The sequence below is a fragment of the Campylobacter sp. BCW_6871 genome (assembly GCF_001762325.1).
Lineage (GTDB): Bacteria > Campylobacterota > Campylobacteria > Campylobacterales > Campylobacteraceae > Campylobacter_D > Campylobacter_D jejuni.
Map to the genome: position 1 here is coordinate 48,620 of NZ_MJWQ01000037.1, position 22,821 is coordinate 71,440.

At 31.1% G+C, this 22,821-nt stretch carries 38 protein-coding genes, 3 tRNA genes and 1 pseudogene; 33 read left to right on the top strand and 9 right to left on the bottom strand.

The genetic code is table 11. From position 1 onward, the window contains the following. Position 1: 1 nt before the first annotated feature. Positions 2-77, bottom strand: a tRNA-Ala gene (locus tag AJ930_RS03440). 115 nt (positions 78-192) lie between these two features. Between AJ930_RS03440 and AJ930_RS10810 the strand changes: the two are divergent. The 8 genes and pseudogenes from AJ930_RS10810 to AJ930_RS03475 all read left to right on the top strand — a co-directional run. Beyond that, positions 193-477, top strand: a pseudogene (locus AJ930_RS10810) (DNA topoisomerase); the annotation flags it as partial. Positions 478-576: 99 nt separating this feature from the next. Further along, positions 577-933 carry a topoisomerase DNA-binding C4 zinc finger domain-containing protein gene (locus tag AJ930_RS10815; RefSeq protein ID WP_425394294.1) on the top strand — a complete coding sequence of 119 codons (357 nt, stop codon included), beginning with the start codon at positions 577-579 and terminating at the stop codon, positions 931-933. Continuing rightward, positions 930-2,027 (top strand): hypothetical protein, encoded by a 1,098-nt coding sequence (locus AJ930_RS03450; RefSeq protein ID WP_070274840.1) that lies wholly within the window; start codon positions 930-932, stop codon positions 2,025-2,027. Before AJ930_RS10815 ends, AJ930_RS03450 begins: the two co-directional genes overlap by 4 nt. A gap of 138 nt (positions 2,028-2,165) precedes the next feature. After that, the gene (locus AJ930_RS03455) at positions 2,166-2,504 is read left to right on the top strand and encodes a hypothetical protein (RefSeq protein ID WP_070274841.1); all 339 of its coding nucleotides are present in this window, start codon (positions 2,166-2,168) and stop codon (positions 2,502-2,504) included. 80 nt (positions 2,505-2,584) lie between these two features. Continuing rightward, positions 2,585-3,280 (top strand): hypothetical protein, encoded by a 696-nt coding sequence (locus AJ930_RS03460; protein ID WP_053872652.1) that lies wholly within the window; start codon positions 2,585-2,587, stop codon positions 3,278-3,280. Between the two features lie 155 nt (positions 3,281-3,435). Then, complete coding sequence (locus AJ930_RS03465; RefSeq protein ID WP_070240252.1) at positions 3,436-3,774, top strand: hypothetical protein; 339 nt, start codon at positions 3,436-3,438, stop codon at positions 3,772-3,774. Beyond that, positions 3,771-4,052 carry a hypothetical protein gene (locus tag AJ930_RS03470; protein WP_070209948.1) on the top strand — a complete coding sequence of 94 codons (282 nt, stop codon included), beginning with the start codon at positions 3,771-3,773 and terminating at the stop codon, positions 4,050-4,052. Before AJ930_RS03465 ends, AJ930_RS03470 begins: the two co-directional genes overlap by 4 nt. Before the next feature lie 53 nt (positions 4,053-4,105). Continuing rightward, a complete protein-coding gene (locus tag AJ930_RS03475; RefSeq protein WP_070209947.1) occupies positions 4,106-4,411 on the top strand; it encodes a hypothetical protein in 306 nt (101 codons plus the stop codon). A 95-nt stretch (positions 4,412-4,506) separates the two neighbouring features. On the opposite strand, the gene AJ930_RS03480 is transcribed toward AJ930_RS03475, so the two are convergent. The 5 genes from AJ930_RS03480 to AJ930_RS03495 all read right to left on the bottom strand — a co-directional run bounded on the left by AJ930_RS03480 (position 4,507) and on the right by AJ930_RS03495 (position 7,278). Beyond that, entirely contained in the window at positions 4,507-4,896 is a 390-nt protein-coding gene (locus AJ930_RS03480) for a hypothetical protein (protein WP_053872655.1), read from the bottom strand. A gap of 1 nt (position 4,897) precedes the next feature. Next, positions 4,898-5,692: a Fic family protein gene (locus tag AJ930_RS03485; protein WP_004305857.1), complete on the bottom strand. Its 795-nt coding sequence runs from the start codon at positions 5,690-5,692 to the stop codon at positions 4,898-4,900. A 196-nt stretch (positions 5,693-5,888) separates the two neighbouring features. Next, entirely contained in the window at positions 5,889-6,053 is a 165-nt protein-coding gene (locus tag AJ930_RS09980) for a YopX family protein (protein WP_079860130.1), read from the bottom strand. A gap of 89 nt (positions 6,054-6,142) precedes the next feature. Further along, positions 6,143-6,547 (bottom strand): glycosyl transferase family 90, encoded by a 405-nt coding sequence (locus AJ930_RS10490; protein ID WP_224385748.1) that lies wholly within the window; start codon positions 6,545-6,547, stop codon positions 6,143-6,145. A gap of 643 nt (positions 6,548-7,190) precedes the next feature. Then, positions 7,191-7,278, bottom strand: a tRNA-Ser gene (locus AJ930_RS03495). Positions 7,279-7,414: 136 nt separating this feature from the next. Between AJ930_RS03495 and AJ930_RS03500 the strand changes: the two genes are divergently transcribed. Further along, a tRNA-Met gene (locus AJ930_RS03500) sits at positions 7,415-7,491 on the top strand. Between the two features lie 13 nt (positions 7,492-7,504). On the opposite strand, the gene AJ930_RS03505 is transcribed toward AJ930_RS03500, so the two are convergent. Genes AJ930_RS03505 through AJ930_RS03515 form a run of 3 tightly spaced genes read right to left on the bottom strand, consistent with a single transcriptional unit; the run spans position 7,505 to position 9,229 of the window. Then, positions 7,505-7,603 carry a hypothetical protein gene (locus tag AJ930_RS03505; protein WP_002869298.1) on the bottom strand — a complete coding sequence of 33 codons (99 nt, stop codon included), beginning with the start codon at positions 7,601-7,603 and terminating at the stop codon, positions 7,505-7,507. Beyond that, complete coding sequence (rlmN, locus tag AJ930_RS03510; RefSeq protein WP_070274843.1) at positions 7,600-8,670, bottom strand: 23S rRNA (adenine(2503)-C(2))-methyltransferase RlmN; 1,071 nt, start codon at positions 8,668-8,670, stop codon at positions 7,600-7,602. Before rlmN ends, AJ930_RS03505 begins: the two co-directional genes overlap by 4 nt. 22 nt (positions 8,671-8,692) lie before the next feature. Further along, positions 8,693-9,229, bottom strand: coding sequence for a phosphorylase family protein (locus tag AJ930_RS03515; protein WP_002859707.1), 537 nt, complete (start codon positions 9,227-9,229; stop codon positions 8,693-8,695). Between the two features lie 80 nt (positions 9,230-9,309). Between AJ930_RS03515 and rsmA the strand changes: the two genes are divergently transcribed. The 24 genes from rsmA (at position 9,310) to secY (ending at position 22,814) form a co-directional block, all read left to right on the top strand. Then, the gene (gene rsmA, locus AJ930_RS03520) at positions 9,310-10,110 is read left to right on the top strand and encodes a 16S rRNA (adenine(1518)-N(6)/adenine(1519)-N(6))-dimethyltransferase RsmA (protein WP_070233459.1); all 801 of its coding nucleotides are present in this window, start codon (positions 9,310-9,312) and stop codon (positions 10,108-10,110) included. After that, a complete protein-coding gene (locus AJ930_RS03525) occupies positions 10,079-12,073 on the top strand; it encodes a ribonuclease J (protein ID WP_079264877.1) in 1,995 nt (664 codons plus the stop codon). The genes rsmA and AJ930_RS03525 overlap by 32 nt, the downstream gene beginning before the upstream one ends. A 35-nt stretch (positions 12,074-12,108) precedes the next feature. Beyond that, the gene (locus AJ930_RS03530) at positions 12,109-12,870 is read left to right on the top strand and encodes a pseudouridine synthase (protein WP_002853086.1); all 762 of its coding nucleotides are present in this window, start codon (positions 12,109-12,111) and stop codon (positions 12,868-12,870) included. A gap of 197 nt (positions 12,871-13,067) precedes the next feature. After that, positions 13,068-13,379, top strand: a complete 312-nt coding sequence (gene rpsJ / locus AJ930_RS03535; RefSeq protein ID WP_002779353.1) for a 30S ribosomal protein S10 — start codon at positions 13,068-13,070, stop codon at positions 13,377-13,379. A gap of 9 nt (positions 13,380-13,388) precedes the next feature. Next, positions 13,389-13,964, top strand: a complete 576-nt coding sequence (gene rplC, locus AJ930_RS03540) for a 50S ribosomal protein L3 (protein ID WP_002779987.1) — start codon at positions 13,389-13,391, stop codon at positions 13,962-13,964. Continuing rightward, a complete protein-coding gene (rplD, locus tag AJ930_RS03545) occupies positions 13,961-14,575 on the top strand; it encodes a 50S ribosomal protein L4 (RefSeq protein WP_002829330.1) in 615 nt (204 codons plus the stop codon). Before rplC ends, rplD begins: the two co-directional genes overlap by 4 nt. Before the next feature lie 2 nt (positions 14,576-14,577). Then, on the top strand, positions 14,578-14,859 hold the full coding sequence (locus AJ930_RS03550) for a 50S ribosomal protein L23 (RefSeq protein WP_002856384.1): 282 nt from the start codon (positions 14,578-14,580) through the stop codon (positions 14,857-14,859). 1 nt (position 14,860) lies between these two features. Beyond that, positions 14,861-15,691 (top strand): 50S ribosomal protein L2, encoded by an 831-nt coding sequence (gene rplB, locus AJ930_RS03555; RefSeq protein WP_070274844.1) that lies wholly within the window; start codon positions 14,861-14,863, stop codon positions 15,689-15,691. 1 nt (position 15,692) lies between these two features. Next, positions 15,693-15,974 (top strand): 30S ribosomal protein S19, encoded by a 282-nt coding sequence (gene rpsS / locus AJ930_RS03560; protein WP_002851509.1) that lies wholly within the window; start codon positions 15,693-15,695, stop codon positions 15,972-15,974. A 10-nt stretch (positions 15,975-15,984) separates the two neighbouring features. After that, a complete protein-coding gene (rplV, locus tag AJ930_RS03565) occupies positions 15,985-16,410 on the top strand; it encodes a 50S ribosomal protein L22 (protein ID WP_004305840.1) in 426 nt (141 codons plus the stop codon). Then, entirely contained in the window at positions 16,410-17,111 is a 702-nt protein-coding gene (rpsC, locus tag AJ930_RS03570; RefSeq protein WP_002851138.1) for a 30S ribosomal protein S3, read from the top strand. Before rplV ends, rpsC begins: the two co-directional genes overlap by 1 nt. Positions 17,112-17,113: 2 nt before the next feature. Beyond that, complete coding sequence (gene rplP / locus AJ930_RS03575) at positions 17,114-17,539, top strand: 50S ribosomal protein L16 (RefSeq protein ID WP_002779441.1); 426 nt, start codon at positions 17,114-17,116, stop codon at positions 17,537-17,539. Continuing rightward, complete coding sequence (gene rpmC / locus AJ930_RS03580) at positions 17,526-17,711, top strand: 50S ribosomal protein L29 (RefSeq protein ID WP_002851566.1); 186 nt, start codon at positions 17,526-17,528, stop codon at positions 17,709-17,711. The genes rplP and rpmC overlap by 14 nt, the downstream gene beginning before the upstream one ends. Positions 17,712-17,722: 11 nt before the next feature. After that, complete coding sequence (gene rpsQ, locus AJ930_RS03585) at positions 17,723-17,974, top strand: 30S ribosomal protein S17 (protein WP_002851549.1); 252 nt, start codon at positions 17,723-17,725, stop codon at positions 17,972-17,974. Further along, positions 17,974-18,342, top strand: coding sequence for a 50S ribosomal protein L14 (rplN, locus tag AJ930_RS03590; RefSeq protein ID WP_002779438.1), 369 nt, complete (start codon positions 17,974-17,976; stop codon positions 18,340-18,342). The genes rpsQ and rplN overlap by 1 nt, the downstream gene beginning before the upstream one ends. Further along, entirely contained in the window at positions 18,342-18,575 is a 234-nt protein-coding gene (gene rplX, locus AJ930_RS03595; protein WP_002779437.1) for a 50S ribosomal protein L24, read from the top strand. Before rplN ends, rplX begins: the two co-directional genes overlap by 1 nt. Positions 18,576-18,578: 3 nt before the next feature. Further along, positions 18,579-19,124 carry a 50S ribosomal protein L5 gene (rplE, locus tag AJ930_RS03600; protein WP_002851453.1) on the top strand — a complete coding sequence of 182 codons (546 nt, stop codon included), beginning with the start codon at positions 18,579-18,581 and terminating at the stop codon, positions 19,122-19,124. 1 nt (position 19,125) lies between these two features. Beyond that, positions 19,126-19,311: a type Z 30S ribosomal protein S14 gene (locus AJ930_RS03605; RefSeq protein WP_002851478.1), complete on the top strand. Its 186-nt coding sequence runs from the start codon at positions 19,126-19,128 to the stop codon at positions 19,309-19,311. A 9-nt stretch (positions 19,312-19,320) separates the two neighbouring features. Then, a complete protein-coding gene (gene rpsH, locus AJ930_RS03610) occupies positions 19,321-19,716 on the top strand; it encodes a 30S ribosomal protein S8 (RefSeq protein ID WP_002860830.1) in 396 nt (131 codons plus the stop codon). Positions 19,717-19,794: 78 nt separating this feature from the next. After that, a complete protein-coding gene (rplF, locus tag AJ930_RS03615; RefSeq protein ID WP_004305835.1) occupies positions 19,795-20,331 on the top strand; it encodes a 50S ribosomal protein L6 in 537 nt (178 codons plus the stop codon). A 9-nt stretch (positions 20,332-20,340) separates the two neighbouring features. Next, positions 20,341-20,697: a 50S ribosomal protein L18 gene (rplR, locus tag AJ930_RS03620; RefSeq protein ID WP_044778598.1), complete on the top strand. Its 357-nt coding sequence runs from the start codon at positions 20,341-20,343 to the stop codon at positions 20,695-20,697. 11 nt (positions 20,698-20,708) lie between these two features. Then, positions 20,709-21,152 carry a 30S ribosomal protein S5 gene (gene rpsE, locus AJ930_RS03625; protein ID WP_002779428.1) on the top strand — a complete coding sequence of 148 codons (444 nt, stop codon included), beginning with the start codon at positions 20,709-20,711 and terminating at the stop codon, positions 21,150-21,152. A gap of 4 nt (positions 21,153-21,156) precedes the next feature. Continuing rightward, complete coding sequence (rplO, locus tag AJ930_RS03630; RefSeq protein WP_002868266.1) at positions 21,157-21,549, top strand: 50S ribosomal protein L15; 393 nt, start codon at positions 21,157-21,159, stop codon at positions 21,547-21,549. Then, entirely contained in the window at positions 21,549-22,814 is a 1,266-nt protein-coding gene (gene secY, locus AJ930_RS03635; protein ID WP_070274845.1) for a preprotein translocase subunit SecY, read from the top strand. The genes rplO and secY overlap by 1 nt, the downstream gene beginning before the upstream one ends. Positions 22,815-22,821 lie beyond the last annotated feature (7 nt).

Sequence of the window (22,821 nt, forward strand, 5' to 3'; positions counted from 1 at the left end):
ATGGTGGAGCATAGCGGGTTCGAACCGCTGACCCCAACGCTGCCAGCGTTGTGCTCTCCCAGCTGAGCTAATGCCCCTTTGTAAGTCTGAGATTTTATCGCAATATTACTTGTTTTTGGCTGAAAACTAAAATCAAATTTTTAATTTATGATGTAATATACTACTTTATTAAAAGATTTAAATCAAGTTTCTAAGTATGTTAAAGATGAAAAAATTAAAAAACTTTTAATAGAAAAAGATAAAGATAAAAAAGGCGAAAATGGCGGAATAGGAACTCCAGCAACAAGAAGTAATCACATAGAAACTTTAATAAACAGAGGCTATATTGTAGTTTCAAAGGATAAAAAGCAAGTTGTTAATGCTACAGAACTTGGAATTAATTTAATCCAAAATTTAGATCCTATATTGACAAATCCAGACATGACAGCTTTATGGTTTGAATCTCAAAAAGAGATACAAGAAGGAAAACTAAAAAGAAGCGATTTTTTAAATTCAATTAATGATTTTATTTTAAAAATAATTGATAATGAAAAGAGTTTAAACAAAAAAATTGTTTCTAATGAAGAAAAAGAAAAAATAACTTGTCCTAAATGTCAAAAAGGTTTTTTAAGAGAAATAAATGGAAAATTTGGAAAATTCTTTTCTTGTTCTGAATATTCTAATGGTTGTGATTTTAAGGCGAAATCTGTTAATGGAAAACCTGAATTAGAAAATAAAAGCACTAATTTAAATACATCTTTTAAATGTCCTCAATGTAATCAAGGAAGCTTAATAAAAAGAGAAAGTAAAAATGAAAAAAACAAATTTTGGTATGGTTGTTCTGAATGGAAAAATGGTTGTAAATTTATGTGTCCTGAATTAAATGGCGAACCTAATTTAAATGCTAAAAATAATTTTCAAAACAATTATAAGCAAAAGGTTAAATACAAATGAAAAAAATAATTTTATTTTTATTGCTGTTTAATTTCTTATTTGCAGAAGGAACAAATAATGGGCAAGGAGTTGTTTCTGAAACTACTAAAGAAGAAATGCAAAAAATATTTCCTAATAGTGATGATGACATAGATTCTAAAAATGGATGTAGTTGGGAGTGTAGAAAGGTTAATAGCGGATATGGAACTCAAATCATAGGATTTGATTTTAAAAATGGGACAACTTTTTGTAGAGTTTATAAAAATGAAAATTTTGATTTAGATTTAAAATTTAATGCTTCAAAAACTAATTTATCTTGTGCTAAACAAGTGTATACAGGACTTGATACTGAATTAAAAAATTATGAAAATATAGATAGAAAAATTAATTTAGAAAGTATAATTAAATGGACGCCAAGCGATACTAAAATTAATTTTGCAAAATATTTAGTTGCTTTAGCAACTTTAAATCCAAATATTATTGATAGAGAAAAAACTTATAATTTAGGAGAATTAACCTTAAAAGATGGTATAGATAATTTTAGCATTAAAACTATACAAAAAAATCAAAGTTTTATGGATTTTTTGATAGCTCCAAATTCTGTTTTAAATCAAAATAAAGGATTTTCTGCTTCAAGTATAAGTTTGCAAGAAACTTCAGCTGTAGATGGTTTTAATAAAAATAATATGGCGTATTTTTCAAATCTATTTTTAGCCAATGAAAAAATTTATCAACATTTACAAATTCTAATTCTTGTTTTAGTTGGTGGATTTTTTCTTACTTCAATTAGTGCAGAAAAAATTCAAGCTTACTTAGAAAATAGGGGCGAAAATGAAGGAAAGCAAAAATTTTTACATAAATTTTATATTCCAATGATTATGATAGGAACATTTTTTATGCCTATACCCGAAGGAAATGGTTTAGCTCACTCAACAATTATGCAAAACGTCATTAGATATTTTGCATTAAAATCAACAGATATTGCAGATATGGCTAGTGCAATTGGTGGAAAAACCTATATGGATAAAATTTATAAAAGTATAGGTGGAGTAAATATTCAAGGTATTAAAGCCTTATTAGAAAAAAAGAAAGAAAATGAGTTTCTTATAAGTTAAGGAGATGAAATTTATAAAAAAACTTGTTCTTTAAGATATAAAAACCAACTATCTGCTATTAGAGAAAGCTATATCACTTCTTTAACAGATGAAGATAAAGAAAAAATAAAACGATTTTTAGCTGAAGATAGTAATGATATGGCAGGAAAAAATGGCGATATTTCCTTGGAAGCTTGTATAGCTTTAGAAGCTGATATTTTAAAAGCAAGAAATGAAATAACTAAAATAAATTCTCAAATGGAAAAAATTGATAAATTAAGAGATAACACTCAAAAAATCAATGAAATGAAAAATCTTGATGCTTATTTTGCAGTAAGAGAAATGCAACTTGGATGGATAAATTCTTTATTTACGCCAAGTAGTGCAATTTTAGCAGAAGTAACTATGTTTAAAGAAGAGCAAGGTGATGAAGATGAACAAAAAGAAAGGATGATTAAAGCAACTAAAAAAATATTCAAAACACTAAAGAAAATATAAATAAAGGAGATATTGAAATTAGTAAAGATGATATTACAGATAGCTCTTTAGGATGGATAGCAGGTAAATTAGTATGGATGATGTTACCAGGAGCTTCAACTATAAAAGATTTTGTAATGGAAAATACTGGAAAATTCATGGCTGTAATTCAAGCAGCAGCGGCTTCTACTGTGCCAATCATAGGAACAGTAGGTGGAGCTATCGTTGGATACATAACAGGAACAGTTGCCTCAACAATTACAGGATATGCTATAGCTATAATGTTAATAGAATGGACTTTTCAAAAAATACCATTATTGGTTTGCACTACAGCTTCTATTATAATATTTGTATCTTATTTAGTTTCTTTGATAAAATATTTTTATATTTCACCATTCGTTGTAGCTTTCTCCTTAGCAACTAAAAGAATGGATAAAATTATTGAATTCTTAATTAATGGCATGGCTATATTTTTAAAACCCGTATTAATTATTCTCTTTATATATTTATCATTATTTATAAATGTTTTAGTAGACGAATTTTTCTTATTTGTTTCTGTAGAACAATTTACAGGAATTAAAACTAGCGTATATAATTTTCACACTAACTTTATTATAGGTGCAATCACAGGCTTATTAACCATATTTGCAAAAATTGCTTCAGCGGTAATTATGTGGAATTTAATTATTAAAGGGTCTTCATGGGCTTTATCATTAGTAGGTATTGATGGAAAACAAAGTGAAATGATTTCTCAAGGTATGGAAAACACTTTAAACAAGAGAGCAAATATTGTTTAAAGAAATCTCAACTAAACCAAATATATACAAAGGAATAAAATGAAAAAAAATATATAGAACTTGAAAGAAAAGAAGGACAAATCAATGACATTCCATACGCTATTTTGAAAGTTGAATATCCTAATCTAAAAGAATTAAAAGATAAGGATTTATTAATGCAAAATGACAAAGGACAATGGCTTTGTGGCTATATTGGCTTAAAACACGAACAAGAATTAGATTTTAATAAGTTGAAAAATGAAGTTTGTATAGCCCCTATTTATTTAGAAAAATTTGACACTGATTTATTTGAAAAAGACGAGAATATTACTAAAATCATATTTTTTGATCAAAATCATTCTTGGAATAAAAGTAGGATAAATACTCAGTTAGATGAAGATTTATGCTTAAAAGATATTGAAAAAGTAGTAAATCACATTATTAATTTTAACAAAAATAATATAAAAGAAGAAAATTCCAATAAAGAATATAAATTTCAAAGGAGAAGAAAATGACAAAAATAGATTATTATAATTTTTTAGATGAAGCAGATTACTTAATGAAAAAATACAAAGAAGAACAAAAGGAGCTTACAGAAGAAGTATTTTTAAATTTTTTAAAAGAAATGGTAGAAAAATACAATCTTAATAAAAGAAAATATGATTTTTTTGTGCTTCATAATAATTTTTTCTTTGTAACAAAAAACAAGCAATGTTACACAATAATCAGCTTTGAAAAAGACAAAGATAGAAAAATAGATTTTTCAGGATATAGCCTTGAAACAAAAGAATAAGGACAAAAATATTTTGAAGAAAATTTTAAAGAATATGAGAAAGTTGATTTTTTATGGAAAACATAAAATTTGAGAAAAAATTAAAAGAATTAGAACTTACAAAAAAAAGAATTTGTAAATATGGAAAGAGTAACTATGTTAAAATTACAAATCCAAACGCAACAAAAAAAGATATAGAAAAGAATAAAAAGAAAATGGTAGAAGAGAAAGAAAGTAAGGGGAGCAATCTTATACAATTAAGAATTAGCGATAAGACGAAAGAATACCTTCAAGAGAGAGCTGACAGCTTAGGTTTTCCTTTAAATACATATATTTATCATCTTATTATGAAAGATATGGAAACTTTTAATCGAAAGTGATTAAAAGTTTTTTCGAAAAATGCTAAACTCAAAGAAACACTAGATAAAAAAGCTGAAGAGTTAGGCATTAACACAACTCAACCCATAAAAACATTTTAATTATCAGAAATATCACAAAATTTCCTTCGCAAATTACACTCAACGCTAAGTATACTATAATGATCATTATAATTTATAATCATTATATCAGCATATTCATATCTTCCATTTTCAATTTCTTTTTTAGATTCTTTTTGTGAATTTAAAAGAAAATTATAATCTCTTTCTTTAAGTGTTTTAATATTTTTTATTTCGCTTAAATCAATTAAAGAATACTTTCCACTTGTTTTATACTCTTCATCAATTTTTTTAAGTGCAAATTCATATCCTTCTTTACTTCCTTGCTCTGAATTATAAGTATATTCTTTAAGTTTAGGTTCTCCACAACCTATAAAAATTAAAGATAATCCAAAAATAATTAAATGCAAACTTTTTTCTTTTTTCATTTTAGTTCCTTCTTATTTTATCTTTTAAATTTTCTTGATATTCATTTTTTTCATTTTTTAGAGCGAAATGTTTTCTTTTTTCTAGTTCATTTTTAACTTCTTTTATTACTATTGTGTCAAATTTTTCAAAGTTTTTATAATAACAAGCTTCTTCCAAAGCTTGAAAGTATTCTTCTTTTGAAGAATACTTAATATTGATAGGTGGATAATTATTTTTAACAAGCTCATAATTCATTAAAAGCCTTGACATTCTTCCATTACCATCAATAAATGGGTGTATTCTAACAAAGTCAATATGTATTCTTGAAGCTCTAATAATAGGGTGTAAATTTTGTGCTTCATTCTCATACCAATTTAAAAAGTTTTTCATTTCAAAATCAATACTCAAATAATCAGGTGGAATATGTTTTGCACCGCTAATCACTACATTAGCCTTTCTATATACTCCAGCATTCTTTATATCAATTGTTTGTAAAATAATTTGATGTAAAGATTTAATATCAAATTCATTTAAAATTGTATTAGCATTTGCAAGTTCTAACATAAAATCAATAGCATGTGAATGGTTTATGGTTTCTAAGTGTTCTTTTACACTTTTTCCTGCAATAGTCATACCTTCAAGCACTGCTTTTGTTTCAAATAAGGTAAGTGTATTTCCTTCGATTGCATTAGAATCATTTGTATATCTTAATTTAAAATCTTCTTCTAGTGATTTTTTAGTTTCAAAAGCTAGTTTGTGTTCTTTCAAAAAATCTTTTAGAATATCAATTTCCTTTAGAACATCTTTTAAATTCATTTTCTTTTCCTATTTTTTATAATGATAGAATATTTTTTTATTTTATCAATTTTTCTATTAATTTAACCATCCCAATACAAAAAACAGATATTTCTCCATATAAGACAGAAATTCCCTAACTTTTCTTTTGTTATTCATTTTTTCTCCTTTTATTCCAAAGATAATCAATATTATATAGTATTATATTATAAAATTTTCACTCCTTAACTTCTAATAACTCCTTGTTTTCATGGATATTGCCTACGATTTCAAAATTATAATAATATTTTTCATAATAAGTTATTTCTCCACCTTGTTCCGCATCTTCATCTATATTCGATGTAAGCACAAAACCATTTTTCCCAAATTTAACAATACCCATATATTTTTGCCAAAAATGATAAGCTGTGATAAATGTATAAAAAGATTTATTTTTTATGAAAAATTAGAGAATTAATGAGAGTAATTTTACTATTTGATTAATTCTAAAATATCTCTTTTTTTGTTAAGTTCAAGTTGTCTAGAATAATAAAAATATTTGGTCAAAACCAAAATTCCTATATGGAATTCTTTTTTCTTATCTAAAAATTTCTTAATATATTGATGAGCATTATTAATAATTTCCAATGCATCTTTTGGGCGACTTTTAAAATATTCAATTACTGCTGACAAATTCTCATTATCAATCAAAGCAAAGTGATAATTTGGTTTTAAAGTTCCTTCCATAAACCAAGTTTCGCAAGTTATTTTTGGAGCTAAAACTAAAGAATTAGAATTCATAGCCCATTTTAAGTTGCTTGCTACATCGTTACCCTCTAAAGAAATTATAAATTTATATTTCATTTGTTCTTTTTTGTTTAAAAAGTTTTTTTCCATTGGCTAGGTTGTTTTGAAGTATCTCCTATATCGCAAAAAGTTCTACCAAAATAAGAATCAAAAATTCTTTTCGATGTTTTTGATATACTGCTCCTCTAAATATCGCTATATCCTTTTTATTTTCATAGTTTATGTTATCTTTTAAAAAGCAAAAGTGCCTATTTTTATCAAGTTTTAATAAAATATTATTTATATTATTTTCCAAAGATCTCGATTTGCAAATAGTTGCTTCTTTAAAAGTATGTCTTACATCGCCAAATTCTTTATTCCATAAAAATTCATCTTTAAAGTATTTACTGATTTCATAAGCATCAAAAGCATAAGAGGTGCTTTTAAAAGGAAATTTTCCTATTTTTTCCTTTGCTGTAGGTGTAAAAAATTCATCTATTTGATTATAATATTTAACTCGAGTTTGTATTTCTTCTAAGTCTTTAATATTGTATTTTTATCTAAATTTATTTGAAAAAAATATCTTGGTATAAAAGATATTCCCATTCCTTTTAAATTTATCAAAAGTCTTGATTGTAGCATTATAAAAAACCTAATAAATAAAATTTTTAATATTTTATCAAAAATTTAAGAATTTGTAAACAATAAAATAACTTTTGACAAAACAATAATTTTTAAATATTAAAAATAAGAATGGCAGACAGGAAGGGATTCGAACCCTCGAAAGCTTGCACTTTACACGCGTTCCAGGCGTGCTCCTTCAACCGCTCGGACACCTGTCTATGAAATAAAGCGTTCATTATATCTATAAAAGCTTTAAAAATAAAGAAATTTTTTAAATATTGAAAATAAAATTATTTTTTTTAAAAAATCAGAAAATTTTTAGTAAAAAGTAGTATAATTATATTTTTATTTTTAGTCAGGGTAGCTCAGCTGGTTAGAGCGCTGGTCTCATAAGCCGGAGGTCGGGAGTTCAAGTCTCCCCCTTGACACCATTAAATGTAATAATTATTTTTTTTCTTTTGTTACTACAAAAACAATTCCACCAAAACCTATAATCACAACAGCTGTTATAAAAACGATTTCAAAAATATCTAGCATTGTCATTGTTCTTTTGCCCTTTCTTTAAGCTGTCCACAAGCAGCTGAGATATCAAGCCCTTTACTTTCTCTTATAGTACAAGTTACACCTTTATTGCTGAGTAAATCTTGAAATTTAATCGCGTTTTCTAAACTAGGGCGTTTATATAAGCTTCCTTCATGTGGATTAAAGAGTATTAAATTCACTTTAGCTTTAATGCCATTTAAAAGCTTGACTAATTCTTTAGCGTGTTCAAGCTTATCATTGATACCATCAATTAAAAGATATTCAAACATTACCCTTTTTCTTTGATCTATAGGAAATTCACGCACCGCATCCATAATCGCAGCGATATTATAAGCTTTATTGATAGGCATAAGCTCAGTTCGAAGCTCATCATTAACTGCATGCAATGATATAGCAAGTAAAGCACCTAAATTCATTTGACCTAATTCTTTGATTTGTTTTGCTAAACCGCTAGTACTGATGGTTTGACGGCGTGGGCTTATGGCAAGTCCATCATTTTGTGATAAAATTTTTACCGCTTTAGAAACATTTTTAAGATTATCCAAAGGCTCACCCATACCCATATATACTATATTTACACGGCGTTCGTAAGGGATATTGTTTTGTTTTTTGATCCATAAAATTTGTCCGACTATCTCCCCTGCACTTAAATTTCTTTTCAAACCACCCTTGGCAGTAAGACAAAAACTACAGCCACTTTTACAACCCACTTGAGAAGAAACACAGATAGTATATCTCGCATGAGAAATTCTTTTGCCTTCCGCGTCTATTTTTTCTTCTTTCATAGGCAAAAGCACACTTTCTACCCTTAAACCATCAACGAGTTCAAAAAGATATTTTATACTTCCATCTTTACTTTGCTCATTTTTAACGCATTTTACAGGAGAGAAATGAAAATTTTGTGCAAGTTCTAAACGTAGATCTTTTGGTAAACTTGACATATCGGAAAAATTATTGGCGTATTTTTGATAAATCCATTGATAAATTTGTTTCACACGAAACATCGGTTTGATTTTTTCTCCTAATTCTTCAGGTAAAAAATCTAAAATATTAACAAGCTCTTTCAAAATTATTTTCCTTTTTGAATTTTTAAATATAATGATATTTTTTTAAGTATTCTTCTAATTTTTCTTTTGCCTTTTGATGATTTTTTATAAAATCTTCGTGAGCGTTTTCATTGCAAAAATTTGTTGCACACAAAATACACTCTGCATCAATATTTAAATTTTTAGCTACGCTCAAAACAGAAAAGGCTTCCATATTTTCTGCAAAAAAACCTAATTTTGAAAATTCTTTTGCTGCTTTTGAATTTTGACAAATATAATTTGAAGAATTGATTTTGATTGTTTCACGAGAAACATTTTCTTTTTCTAAGCAAATTTCATATTTTGCAGGAGTATAAAAAGCATGTGAAATTTTAGAAAATTCTACATTAAAAGCATGTGAACTTCTATAAATTTCTAAAATTTCCCCCTTATCATAAAGCCCACAAGTTCCTATAAATATAAGTTTTGATGGTTTTTCTTTGAAGCAAAGTTGACTCAAATGAAAAGCTGATTCAACCAAACCTATGCCTATAGCTTTTGCAAAAGAAAAATTTTCATTTCCACCCGCACAAACAATCATTTTGATCCTTATGAAATTTTACAAAAAATAATTCTACCTAAAAAGACTTAATTAAGAATTTTTAGATAAAATTATTTCTTATGGTTAAAGCAAAAAAACAATACGGACAAAATTTTTTAATCGATAAAAGCGTATTAGCAAAAATCATCCAAGCCATACCCAAAGAGATGAACAATATCATTGAGATTGGGCCTGGCTTAGGTGATTTAACGCAAGAACTTTTAAAAATTTCTCAAGTAAAAGCTTATGAAATCGATAATGATCTCATACCTATTTTAAAAAAGAAATTTCAAAAAGAACTTGAATGTGGAAAATTTAACTTGATCCATCAAGACGCAAGCGAAGCTTTTAATCCTAGTCTTGATGAAAAACCATATTTTTTGGTTGCAAATTTGCCTTATTATGTTGCAAGTCACATTATATTAAAAGCTTTAGAAGATAAAAATTGTCTAGGGCTTATTGTAATGGTGCAAAAAGAAATGGCTGAAAAATTCTGCGCTAAAGAAGGAAATAGTGAGTTTTCTTCCTTGGGCGTTTTAAGTGCAATGATTTGCGAAAGAAAAATGCTTTTTGATGTTGATCCACAATGTTTTAATCCGCCGCCAAAAGTTATGTCAGCGGTGATGAGTTTGATTAAAACTAAGGATTTTGATGAACTTTGCGAAATAGAAAATTTCAAAAATTTTCTAAAAGACTGTTTTAAAGCTCCTAGAAAACAACTCTTAGGAAATTTAAAAACATATAAAGTAAAAGTTTTAGAAGTTTTAAGTGCTCTTGGCTTAAAAGAAAACATCAGACCACATGAAATTTGCGTTAATTCATACCTTAAAATTTATGACAAATTAAAGGATGAATATGGACGAAAACAAAGAGATAAATAAAAATGAACAAAATCCGAACTCAAATTCAAAAAACAATAAACGCTATAAATATAAAAATCGTAGAAAAAAATTAGCTGATTCTTTGCAAAATGAAAACGATACTCCAAAAATCGATCAAAATTCTAACAAGGAAAATTCTGAAAACTCAGAAAATAAAACTGAGAAAAAAAAGAAGAAAAATCGTAATCTTCCTTCAAAACTCACAGGCAATGAAGATTGGCAAATCGCTCTTGCAGAATGTATAGAAGCTAACCGTGTTTCACATGAAAACCGCTTACACCCCTTAAAATATAATAATTCTAGCGAACATAAAATCCGCATCACTCCTTTAGGAGGCTTAGGGGAAATTGGTGGAAATATCAGTGTTTTTGAAACTAATAAAGACGCAATTATAGTAGATATAGGTATGAGTTTTCCAGATGGGACTATGCATGGGGTAGATATTATCATCCCTGATTTTGACTATGTAAGAAAAATTAAAGATAAAATTCGCGGTATAGTGATCACTCATGCACACGAAGATCATATCGGTGCGGTGCCTTATTTCTTTAAAGAATTTCAATTTCCTATCTACGCTACACCTTTGGCTTTAGGAATGATTTCAAACAAATTTGAAGAACATGGCTTAAAAGCAGAACGCAAATGGTTTCGTCCTGTAGAAAAACGTAAAGTTTATGAAATAGGTGAATTTGATATAGAGTGGATCCACATCACGCATTCTATCATTGATGCTTCAGCACTTGCGATCAAAACAAAAGCAGGAACGATTATCCACACAGGTGATTTTAAAATTGATCAAACTCCAATCGATGGCTATCCAACAGACTTAGGACGTTTGGCACATTATGGAGAAGAAGGGGTTTTATGTCTTTTAAGCGATAGTACAAATTCGTACAAAGAAGGTTATACAAAAAGTGAAAGCTCCGTAGGGCCAACTTTTGATCAAATCTTTGCACGTACCAAAGGCAGGGTGATCATGAGCACTTTTAGTTCTAATATCCACCGCGTTTATCAAGCTATCACTTATGGTTTAAAATACGGTAGAAAAGTTTGTGTGATCGGTCGTTCTATGGAAAGAAATCTTTATACTACTATGGAATTAGGCTATATCAAACTTGATAGAAAAATTTTCATCGATGCTGATGAAGTAAGCAAATATAAAGACAATGAAGTGCTTATCGTAACTACAGGAAGTCAAGGTGAAACTATGAGTGCGCTTTATAGAATGGCAACAGATGAGCATAAATTTATAAAGATTAAGCCTACAGATCAAGTAATCATTTCAGCTAAAGCTATACCAGGAAATGAAGCAAGCGTTTCTGCAGTGCTTGACTATCTTTTAAAAGCAGGAGCTAAAGTAGCGTATCAAGAATTTAGTGAAATTCATGTAAGCGGACACGCTAGTATAGAAGAGCAAAAGCTTATGCTAACTCTTACTAAACCTAAATTTTTCTTACCGGTTCATGGGGAATACAACCATATCACCAAACACAAAGAAACAGCAATGAAGTGCGGTATCCCTGAAAGAAATATTTATCTTATGAGTGATGGCGATCAAGTAGAACTTTGCCAAAAATATGTCAAACGCATAAAAACCGTAAAAACAGGTAAAGTTTTTGTAGATAATCAAATCAACAAACAAATCGCCGATGATGTAGTTATAGATCGCCAAAAACTTGCAGATAGTGGTATAGTAGTTATTATCGCACAAATTGACAAAGCTACAAAAACACTGATCAACAAACCAAGAGTATTTAGCTATGGGCTAGTAGCTGACAAACACGACCATGCTTTTAGCAAAGATATGGCTGAAGTTTTAGGACAATTTTTCATCAATGTTAAAGATGAAGTACTCAATGATCCAAGATTTTTAGAAAATCAAATCCGCCAAGTTTTAAGAAAACACATCTTTAGAAAGATTAAAAAATACCCAACCATAGTTCCAACTATTTTTGTAATGTAAAAAAGGGCAAAAACGCCCTTTTTAAGGAAGATCAAATGAGAATTAATAAATTTATATCCCATAACACCCGCTATTCACGCCGTGAAGCCGATGAACTTATCAAACAAGGCTTAGTAAAAATAAACAACAAAATTGCCCTTTTAAGCGATGAAGTTAAATTTGATGATAAAGTTTTTGTTAAAGGTAAAAGAGTGCAAAAAAGAACGCAATTTAGCGTGATAATCTACCATAAACAAAAAGGTGAAATTGTCAGTAAAAAAGACGATCGTGGAAGAAAAACTATATATGATACCTTGCCAAGACAATTTAGTACTTGGCTTAGCGTAGGCAGGCTGGATTATGCAAGTGAAGGCTTACTTTTGCTTACAGATTCTCCTGTGATTGCCGATGCTTTAATGCATAGCGATTTAGAAAGAGAATACTACCTTAAAGTTAAAGGCACGGTGAGCAAACAAGTCATCGAAGCCATGCAAAATGGACTTGAGATTAAAAATGAAAAAAAAGGCGCGCATGCAAAAACTAAAATTACCTCTATGAGTTTTGCTCCTTTTATAGACTTTGAAATTTTTGGATCAAGTGGAGGCTATACTAAGCTTAGAGTGGTTATAAATGAAGGTAAAAATAGAGAGCTTAGACGCTTTTTTGGACATTTTGATCTTGAGGTTATGGATCTTAAGCGTGTTGCTTTTGGGGCTTTAGATCTTGGTATGTTAAAGGCGGGAAAACACCGTTATTTAGAAAATGGCGAATATGAAAAATTAAGAGATTTTTTGAAATTTAATGAAATAAGATATTGATCATTATATACAAAAATTTAAAAAATAATGATAATTTTTAAATTCTAAAAATTCTATTATTATCCTTTTTAAAAGGAAAATAATAGAAAAATTTCATCAAATTCCTTGACTTTGAAAACAAGATTTTATATACTCTCATTTCAATTTTTATAAATTGGTTAGTTTTTAACTAACGAGTTCTTTTTAAAGGAAATATTATGGAAAGAATTAGGCTTAAGCTAAAAGCTTATGACCATCGAGTACTAGACAGAACAGTTGCAGCAATCGTAGAAGCTGTTAAAAGAACAGGTGCGGATATCAGAGGTCCGATACCAATGCCTACTAAAATCAAACGCTATACAGTTTTAAAATCTCCACACATTAACAAAGATTCTCGTGAGCAGTTTGAGATAAGAATTCACGCGCGTATGCTAGATATAGTAGCAGCGACTCCAGATACAGTTGATTCTTTAACTAAGCTTGATTTAGCGCCAGAAGTAAGCGTTGAAGTAAGAGCTATGGGTAAGTAAGGATAAGATATGGAATATATTGTAGAAAAAATCGGAATGAGCAGAACAATTACTAATCCAAGTATCGCTGTAACTTTACTAAGAGTTGTAAATGCAAAAGTATGTGAAGTTGAAGGCGGAAAGGCTTTAGTAGCATATCCAAAAGGTAAAGCAAGTAATAAATGTGTCGCAGGACAACAAAAAAAGTATAATCTTTCTGCAGAATACAATAGATTTGCGACTTTAGAAGTAGCAAATACTGAAGCAGGAGATTTAGATGAAACTCCATTAAATGAAGCAAAAATTTTAAAAGTAAGCTTTAACACCAAAGGTAGAGGTTATAGCGGTGTTATGAAAAGACATAACTTTGCAGGGGGTCCAGCAAGTCACGGTTCGAGATTTCATAGACGCCACGGATCTATTGGTAATAGAGAATGGCCAGGTCGTGTTCAACCAGGTATGAAAATGGCAGGACACTATGGAAATACTAAAGTAACCGTTAAAAACGAAGTTGTATCTTATGATGCTGAAAACAAAATTTTAGTAGTTAAGGGTGCAGTACCAGGTTATAATGGTGCTATGGGTAAAATAAGGATTGCAAAATGAGTAAAGTAGTTGTTTTAAATGATAAATTAGAAAAAGCAGGTGAACTTGATTTACCTTCAAAATATGCGGAAGTAAATCCACACAATCTTTACTTATATGTAAAATCTTACCTTGCAAGTTTAAGAGCAAATACAGCTCATACTAAAGGTAGAAGTGATGTAAGCGGTGGTGGTAAAAAACCTTGGAGACAAAAAGGTCGTGGCGGTGCTAGAGCGGGTTCAACAAGAACTAACGTTTGGGTAGGCGGTGCGGTTGCTTTTGGTCCAACAAATGAAAGAAACTACTTCCAAAAAGTAAATAAAAAACAAAAAAGATTGGCGCTTGAAAGAGCTTTAGCAGATAAAGCAGCTAAAGGTGTGTTATTTACTGCTGATTCTTTGGCTATTGAAAGTGGTAAAACAAAAGATGCAAACGCTGTGATTAAAAAACTTGGCGTCAAAGATGCTTTAATCGTTAAAGATTTACTAGATGAAAAAACACTTTTAGCTTACAGAAATTTAGCAAATTGCTATGTAGTTGATGTAACTGAAGTAAATGCTTATTTAGTATCTGTATTTAATGCTGTTATCATAGAAAAATCAGCGTTAGAATCTATTACAAAAGAGGGATAATTATGGCAGATATTACTGATATAAAGACTATACTTTACACAGAAAAAAGTTTGAATTTGCAAGAGCAAGGTGTCGTAGTTATTCAAACTTCACCAAAGATGACTAAAACAGGCTTAAAAGCGGTTTTAAAAGAGTATTTTGGTGTAACTCCAAAAAGCATCAATTCATTAAGAATGGATGGAAAAGTTAAGCGTTTTAGAGGTCGTTTAGGTCAAAGAAACGATTACAAAAAATTCTATGTTAAGCTACCTGAAGGTGTTAGCTTAGAAAATACGGAGGCTTAAGATGGCAATTAAAACTTATAAACCATATACTCCAAGTAGAAGATATATCACAGGTTTAAGTTCTGAAGATATTACAGCTAAACCAAGTGTGCGCTCACTACTTGTTAAACTTCCAGTGCACGCAGGTCGTAATAGCTATGGAAGAATTACAAGTCGTCATAAAGAAGCGGGTACTAAAAAACTTTACAGAATTATTGATTTTAAACGCCGTAAATTTGGTATAGAAGGCAAAGTAGAAGCAATCGAGTATGATCCATATAGAAATTGTAGAATTGCTTTGATTGCTTATAAAGATGGGGAAAAAAGATATATTCTTCAACCACGTGGATTAAGCGTTGGCGATATTGTTGCAGCTGCTGAAAGCGGACTTGATATTAAACCAGGTAATGCAATGAAACTTAAAAACATTCCTGTGGGTACTATTGTTCATAATGTTGAGTTAAAGCCAGGTAAAGGCGGTCAAATGATTCGTTCTGCGGGTGCTTACGCACAACTTATGGGTAAAGAAGAAAAATATGTTATTTTAAGACTTGCAAGCGGCGAAATGAGACAAGTTTTAGCTGAATGTATGGCAAGTATCGGCGAAGTAGGTAACGAAGAATGGGCTAATGTAACTATCGGTAAAGCAGGTAGAAATCGCCATAGAGGTATCCGTCCACAAACTCGTGGTTCTGCTATGAACCCAGTAGATCACCCGCACGGTGGGGGTGAAGGTAAGAAAAATTCAGGCCGTCATCCAGTAACTCCATGGGGTAAACCAACCAAAGGTGCGAAAACTCGTCGTAAAAAAGCTAGCGATAAGCTAATAATTTCAAGAAGAAAAGGAAAGTAAGATGGCTAGATCACTAAAAAAAGGTCCTTTTGTTGATGATCATGTAATGAAAAAAGTCATCGCTGCTAAAAAGGCTAATGATAATAAACCAATTAAAACTTGGTCAAGAAGAAGCACAATTACTCCTGATATGATAGGACTTACATTTAATGTTCATAATGGTAAAAGCTTTATTCCAGTTTATATTACTGAAAATCATATCGGTTATAAGCTTGGTGAATTTGCTCCAACACGCACATTTAAAGGGCATAAAGGCTCTGTGCAAAAGAAAATTGGTAAGTAAGGGATAAGATATGAGTAAAGCATTAATTAAATTCATAAGATTATCTCCAACTAAAGCAAGATTGATTGCTAGGGAAGTTCAGGGGATGAATGCAGAATTAGCTATGGCTAGTTTAAAATTTATGCCAAATAAAGGTGCAAAATATATCGCAAACGCAATTTCAAGTGCAGTAGCAAATGGTGGCTTTGAAGCAAACGAAGTGGTTGTAAAAAGTTGTCGCGTGGATGCAGCTGCGGTGTTGAAAAGATTTAGACCAAGAGCTAGAGGAAGTGCAAGTCGTATTAGAAAACCAACTTCACATATTTTAGTAGAAGTGGCAAAAGCAGAAGTGAAAGCTGAAGAGAAAAAAGCAGTAGCTAAAAAAACTACTACAACAAAAGCTCCAGCTAAAAAAACAACAAGCACTAAAAAAGCAACAGCGAAAAAGGAAAGCTAATGGGACAAAAAGTTAATCCAATTGGTCTAAGACTAGGAATCAATAGAAACTGGGAATCAAGATGGTTTCCAACTAAAGCAAATTTAGTAGAAAATATCGGTGAAGATTACAAAATCAGAGCTTTCTTAAAAAGAAAACTTTATTACGCAGGAATTAGCCAAATTTTAGTAGAAAGAACTGCTAAAAAACTTCGCGTTACTGTAGTTGCTGCAAGACCAGGTATCATCATCGGTAAAAAAGGTAGTGATGTTGATAATTTAAGAAAAGAATTGCAAGATTTAATCGGTAAAGATGTAAATATCAATATCAAAGAAGAAAGAAAAGCAGGAGCTTCAGCTCAACTTGCTGCTGAAAGTGTTGCAACTCAACTTGAAAAAAGAATTGCTTTTAGAAGAGCAATGAAAAAAGTAATTCAAGGCGCGCAAAAAGCAGGCGCTAAAGGGATTAAAGTTTCAGTTTCTGGTCGTTTAGGCGGTGCTGAAATGGCAAGAACAGAATGGTATCTTGAAGGACGCGTTCCACTTCATACTTTAAGAGCAAAAATCGATTATGGTTTTGCAGAAGCTAGAACTACTTATGGAAACATAGGGGTTAAAGTATGGATCTTTAAAGGTGAGGTATTACACAAAGGTATGCAACCTGAAAAAACTGAAGAAAGTGCTCCAGCTAAAAAGCCAAGACGCACAAGAAGGGGTAAATAATCATGTTAATGCCAAAAAGAACTAAATATCGCAAAATGATGAAAGGGCGTAACAGAGGTTATGCTAATCGTGGAACAGAATTTACTTTTGGTGAATTTGCATTAAAAGCAACTGAAGCAGGACGCATTAACTCACGCCAAATCGAAGCAGCGCGTATTGCTTTAACTCGTTTCGTTAAAAGACAAGGAAAAACTTGGATTAGAGTTTTCCCAGATAAGCCTTTGACAAAAAAACCTTTAGAAACTCGTATGGGTAAAGGTAAAGGTGCTGTTGAGGAATGGGTAATGAATATCAAGCCAGGCCGTATCATTTATGAAATGGCAGGAGTAAGCGAAGAAATGGCAAGAGAAGCATTGACTTTAGCTATGCATAAACTTCCATTTAAAACTAAGTTTGTTACAAGAGAGAGCCAAAATGAAATATACTGAGATTAAAGATAAAACAGCAGCTGAGCTTGCAACAATGCTAAAAGAAAAAAAGGTGCTTTTATTCACTTTAAAACAAAAGCTAAAAACAATGCAACTTACTAATCCAAAAGAGATTAGCCAAGTAAAAAAAGACATTGCTAGAATAAATACAGCAATTAACGCTTTAAGATAAGGATAGAGAAAATGGCATTTAAAAGAGAAATTCAAGGCGTTGTTGTTAAAATCGCTGGTGAAAAAACCGCAAGTGTTTTGGTTGAAAGAAAAGTGGTTCATCCAAGATATAGAAAAATTGTTAAACGCTTTAAAAAATATCTAATTCATGATGAGAGAAATGAAGTTAAAGTGGGTGATACTGTTGTTGCAGTAGAATGCAGACCACTTTCAAAAAGAAAATCATTTCGCTTAAAATCTGTATTAGCTACAGGAGTTGAGTAATGATTCAAAGTTTTACAAGACTTGCAGTTGCTGATAATAGCGGTGCAAAAGAATTAATGTGTATCAAGGTTTTAGGGGGTAGCAAAAGAAGATACGCTACCGTAGGTGATGTAATCGTTGCATCTGTTAAAAAAGCTTTACCAAATGGAAAAGTTAAAAAAGGTCAAGTGGTAAAAGCGGTTATCGTTAGAACTAAAAAAGAAATTCATAGAGATAATGGTTCTTTGATTCGTTTTGATGAAAATGCTGCGGTTATTCTTGACAACAAAAGAGAGCCTATCGGAACTCGTATCTTTGGGCCAGTGGGCAGAGAAGTTAGATATGGTGGCTTTATGAAAATCGTTTCACTAGCACCGGAGGTATTATAATGGCGGTTAAATTAAAAATCAAAAAAGGTGATAGCGTTAAGGTTATCACAGGCGATGATAAAGGTAAAACAGGTAAAGTTTTAGCGGTATATCCAAAAACACTTAAAGTGGTAGTTGAAGGATGTAAAATCGCTAAAAAAGCTATTAAGCCGAGTGAGAAAAACCCAAATGGTGGTTTTATCAATAAAGAAATGCCAATGGATATTTCCAATGTGGCAAAAGTTCAGGAGTAAGCGATGATGAGATTAAAAGAAAAATACAATCAAAGCATTAAACCTGCATTGGTTAAAGAATTTGATATTAAAAATCCTATGCTTATCCCTGTGATCGAAAAAGTAGTTATCAGCGTAGGTGCTGGTGAGTTGGCTAAAGATCAAAAAGTATTGCAAAATGTTGCAGATACTATTTCTTTAATTGCAGGACAAAAGGCTGTGATTACTAAAGCTAAAAAATCAGTTGCAGGATTTAAAGTTCGCGAAGGTTTTCCTGTGGGTGTAATGGTAACTTTAAGAAAAGAAAATATGTATGCTTTTCTTGATAAATTAATTTCTATTGCTTTGCCAAGGGTGAAAGACTTTAGAGGTTTAAGTAGAGATGGTTTTGATGGACGCGGAAACTATAACTTCGGTCTTGATGAGCAGTTGATGTTCCCAGAAGTGGAGTATGATAAAATTTTAAGAACTCATGGTATGAATATTTCTATAGTTACAACAGCACAAAATGACAAACAGGCACAAAAGTTATTAGAACTTATCGGTGTGCCATTTACAAAAGGAAAGTAAGATGGCTAAAAAATCAATGATTGCAAAAGCGGCACGCAAGCCTAAATTTAAGGTTAGAGCTTATACGAGATGCCAAATTTGTGGGCGTCCGCATTCGGTTTATAGAGATTTTGGAATTTGCAGAGTTTGCTTAAGAAAAATGGGCAATGAAGGTTTGATTCCAGGCCTTAAGAAAGCAAGTTGGTAAGGATAAAATATGATAAATGATATTATTTCAGATTCACTCACTCGTATCAGAAATGCAGGAATGAGAAAGCTTGAAACAACCAAGCTTTTACATTCTAAAGTTGTAGAAGCTTTAGTTGGAATTTTTCAAGCTAAGGGCTATATTGAGAGTTTTAATGTTATTGAAGAAGATAAAAAGAAATTTATCAATGTAGTTTTAAAATACGATGAAAAAGGTAAGAGTGTTATCAATGAGCTTAAAAGAATTTCTAAGCCTGGTCGTCGTGTTTATAAAGGTAAAGATGAAATCAAGCGTTTTAAAAACGGTTATGGTACTATCGTAGTTAGCACAAGTCGTGGCGTTTTAGCTAATGATGAAGCTTATAAAGCAGGTGTTGGCGGCGAAATTTTATGTACTATTTGGTAAAAAATCTGCTTTTTATGGCATTGGGTATCCATTCTTTTAAAAAAGTAGAAATATCCTAGACAAATAAAAAGGAAAAATATGTCTCGTATAGGTAAACAACCGATTGCTATTCCAGCAGGAGTAGAAGTAAAATTAGAAGGAAATTTGCTTAAATTTAAAAAAGGAAATTTGGCAAAAGAACTTGATACTAAAGCAAATGTAAATGTTGAGATTAAAGATAATAATATTCTTTTTTCTCCAAAAGGTGAAGATAGACAAAGTAGAGCTTATTGGGGAACTTACAGAGCTTTAGCTTACAATATCGTTGTAGGTTTAACTCAAGGTTTTTCAAAAACTCTTGAAATCAATGGAGTTGGTTATAAAGCAGCTTTAAAAGGTAAAGTTTTAGAACTAAGCCTTGGTTTTTCTCATCCTATTAATTATGATATTCCAGAAGGAATTGAAATTGTAGTGGATAAAAATACTATTACAGTTAAAGGAAGTGATAAACAAGTTGTAGGTCAAGTTGCTGCTCAAATTCGTGAATTTAGACCACCAGAGCCATATAAAGGAAAAGGCGTTAAGTATTCTGATGAACGCATTATCCGCAAAGCTGGTAAGACATCTAAGAAGTAAGGGTAGAATATGAGAGCAAATGTATTAAAAAGAAAACTAACTTTAAGAATCAAAAGAAAAAAAAGAATTAGAGCGAAAATTTCAGGTTGTGAAAATTTTCCAAGAATTTCTGTATTTAAATCGAACAGAACTCTATATATCCAAGCGATTGATGATGCAAAAGCTGTAACTTTAGCAGCAGTTGATGGACGCAAACTTGGCGTTAAAGCAAATAAAGAAGGCGCTAAAAAAATCGCTGCTGAATTTGCTAAAACTTTAAAAACTAAAAAGATAGAACAAGCTGTTTTTGATAGAAATGGTTATGTATATCATGGTGTTATTGCAGTTTTAGCTGAATCTTTAAGAGAAAATGGCATTAGGCTATAAGGGGTAAATCGATGGAAAAATATAATAGAGAAGAATTTGAAGAAGTAATCGTCGATATCGGCAGAGTTACTAAGGTTGTTAAAGGTGGTAGAAGATTTAGATTTACTGCTTTAGTTATCGTTGGAAACCGCAAAGGTTTGGTAGGTGTTGGTTATGGTAAGGCTAAGGAAGTTCCAGATGCTATCCGTAAAGCTGTTGACGATGCGTTTAAAAATATCGTTGAAGTTAAAACTAAAGGCTCAACTATCGCTCATGATGTAGAGGTAAAATACAACGCAAGTAGAATTTTACTTAAACCAGCTAGTGAAGGTACAGGAGTTATCGCGGGTGGTTCTACACGCCCTATCGTCGAGCTTGCAGGTATTAAAGACATCTTAACCAAGTCTTTGGGTTCAAATAATTCAGCTAATGTGGTTCGTGCTACAATCAAAGCTTTAACAATGTTAAAAGGATAAGAAGATGAATTTAACAAAAGCAGCGGGTTCAACGCATAAAACTAAAAGAATTGGTCGTGGTCAAGGTTCTGGCATGGGTAAGACTGCTACTAAAGGGGGTAAAGGTCAAACTGCTAGAAAAGGCTATAATGAAAAAAGAGGTTTTGAAGGGGGTCAACAACCACTTCAAAGAAGACTACCAAAAGTAGGTTTTACTTCTAAAATTCAAAAACCTTATGTAATCAATGTTGAAAAAATCACAGCTGTAAAAGAGCTTAGTGAAATTACATTTGAGAGCATTAAAAGTGTTCACAAAATTTCAAAATCTGTGAATAAAATCAAATTAATTGGTGTAAGTGCAAAAGACTTAGTATCAAAAATCAAAGACGAGAATATTAGCGTCACCGGATCAAAATAATGAATAGAGCATTGACGAATAAGATTTTAATCACCTTAGCATTTTTGTTTGCTTATAGGGTTCTGGCTTATGTGCCAGTTCCTGGCGTCAATGCTGATGTGATTGCGGAATTTTTTAATAACAATCAAAACAATGCTTTGGGTTTATTTAATGTTTTTAGTGGTGGAGCGGCTGAACGCTTTTCTATCATTTCTTTAGGTATTATGCCTTATATTACTGCTTCTATTATTATGGAGCTTCTTGCAGCAACTTTTCCAAATATTGGTAAGATGAAAAAAGAGCGTGATAGTATGCAAAAATATATGCAAATTATCCGTTATGCGACTATTGTGATTACTTTGGTTCAAAGTATAGGCGTTGCTATAGGTTTGCAAAGCTTACATGGTCGTGGTGGCGCAGGGGCTATAATGGTGGAAGATTTAAATATGTTTATCGCACTTTGTGCTATTTCTATGCTTGCAGGAACTATGCTTTTAATGTGGCTTGGCGAACAAATTACACAAAGAGGTATAGGAAATGGTATTTCTTTAATCATTTTTGCAGGTATTGTTTCAGGTATTCCAAGAGCGATTTCAGGAACTGTAGGACAAATTAATTCAGGTGAGATGAATTTCTTAACCGCTTTTGCAATTTTTGCTTTGATTTTAATCACTATAGGCGTGATTATTTATGTAGAACTTGGAGAAAGAAGAATTCCTATTTCTTATTCTCGTAAAGTTGTAATGCAAAATCAAAACAAACGCATTATGAATTATATTCCTATTAAACTCAATCTTAGTGGAGTTATTCCACCGATTTTTGCTAGTGCGATTTTGATGTTTCCAACAACGATTTTACAAACTAGTATAAATCCTTATCTACAAGCCATTAATGACTTTTTAAATCCAAATGGTTATTTGTTTCATGTTTTAACTTTCTTGTTTGTAATTTTCTTTGCTTATTTTTATGCTTCTATTGTATTTAACGCTAAAGACATAGCAGAAAATTTGAAAAAGCAAGGCGGTTTTATCCCTGGAATTCGTCCAGGTGAAGGAACTTCAAATTATCTTAATGAAGTGGCTTCTCGTTTAACTTTATCAGGTTCTATTTATTTAGGGCTTGTTGCAACCTTGCCTTGGGTTTTGGTGAAATTTATGGGTGTGCCTTTTCATTTTGGCGGTACTTCTGTACTTATTGTAGTTCAAGTAGCGCTTGATACAATGAGAAAAATTGAAGCTCAAATTTATATGAGTAAATACCAAACTTTAAGTGCAGTAGGTTTGTAATAAATAA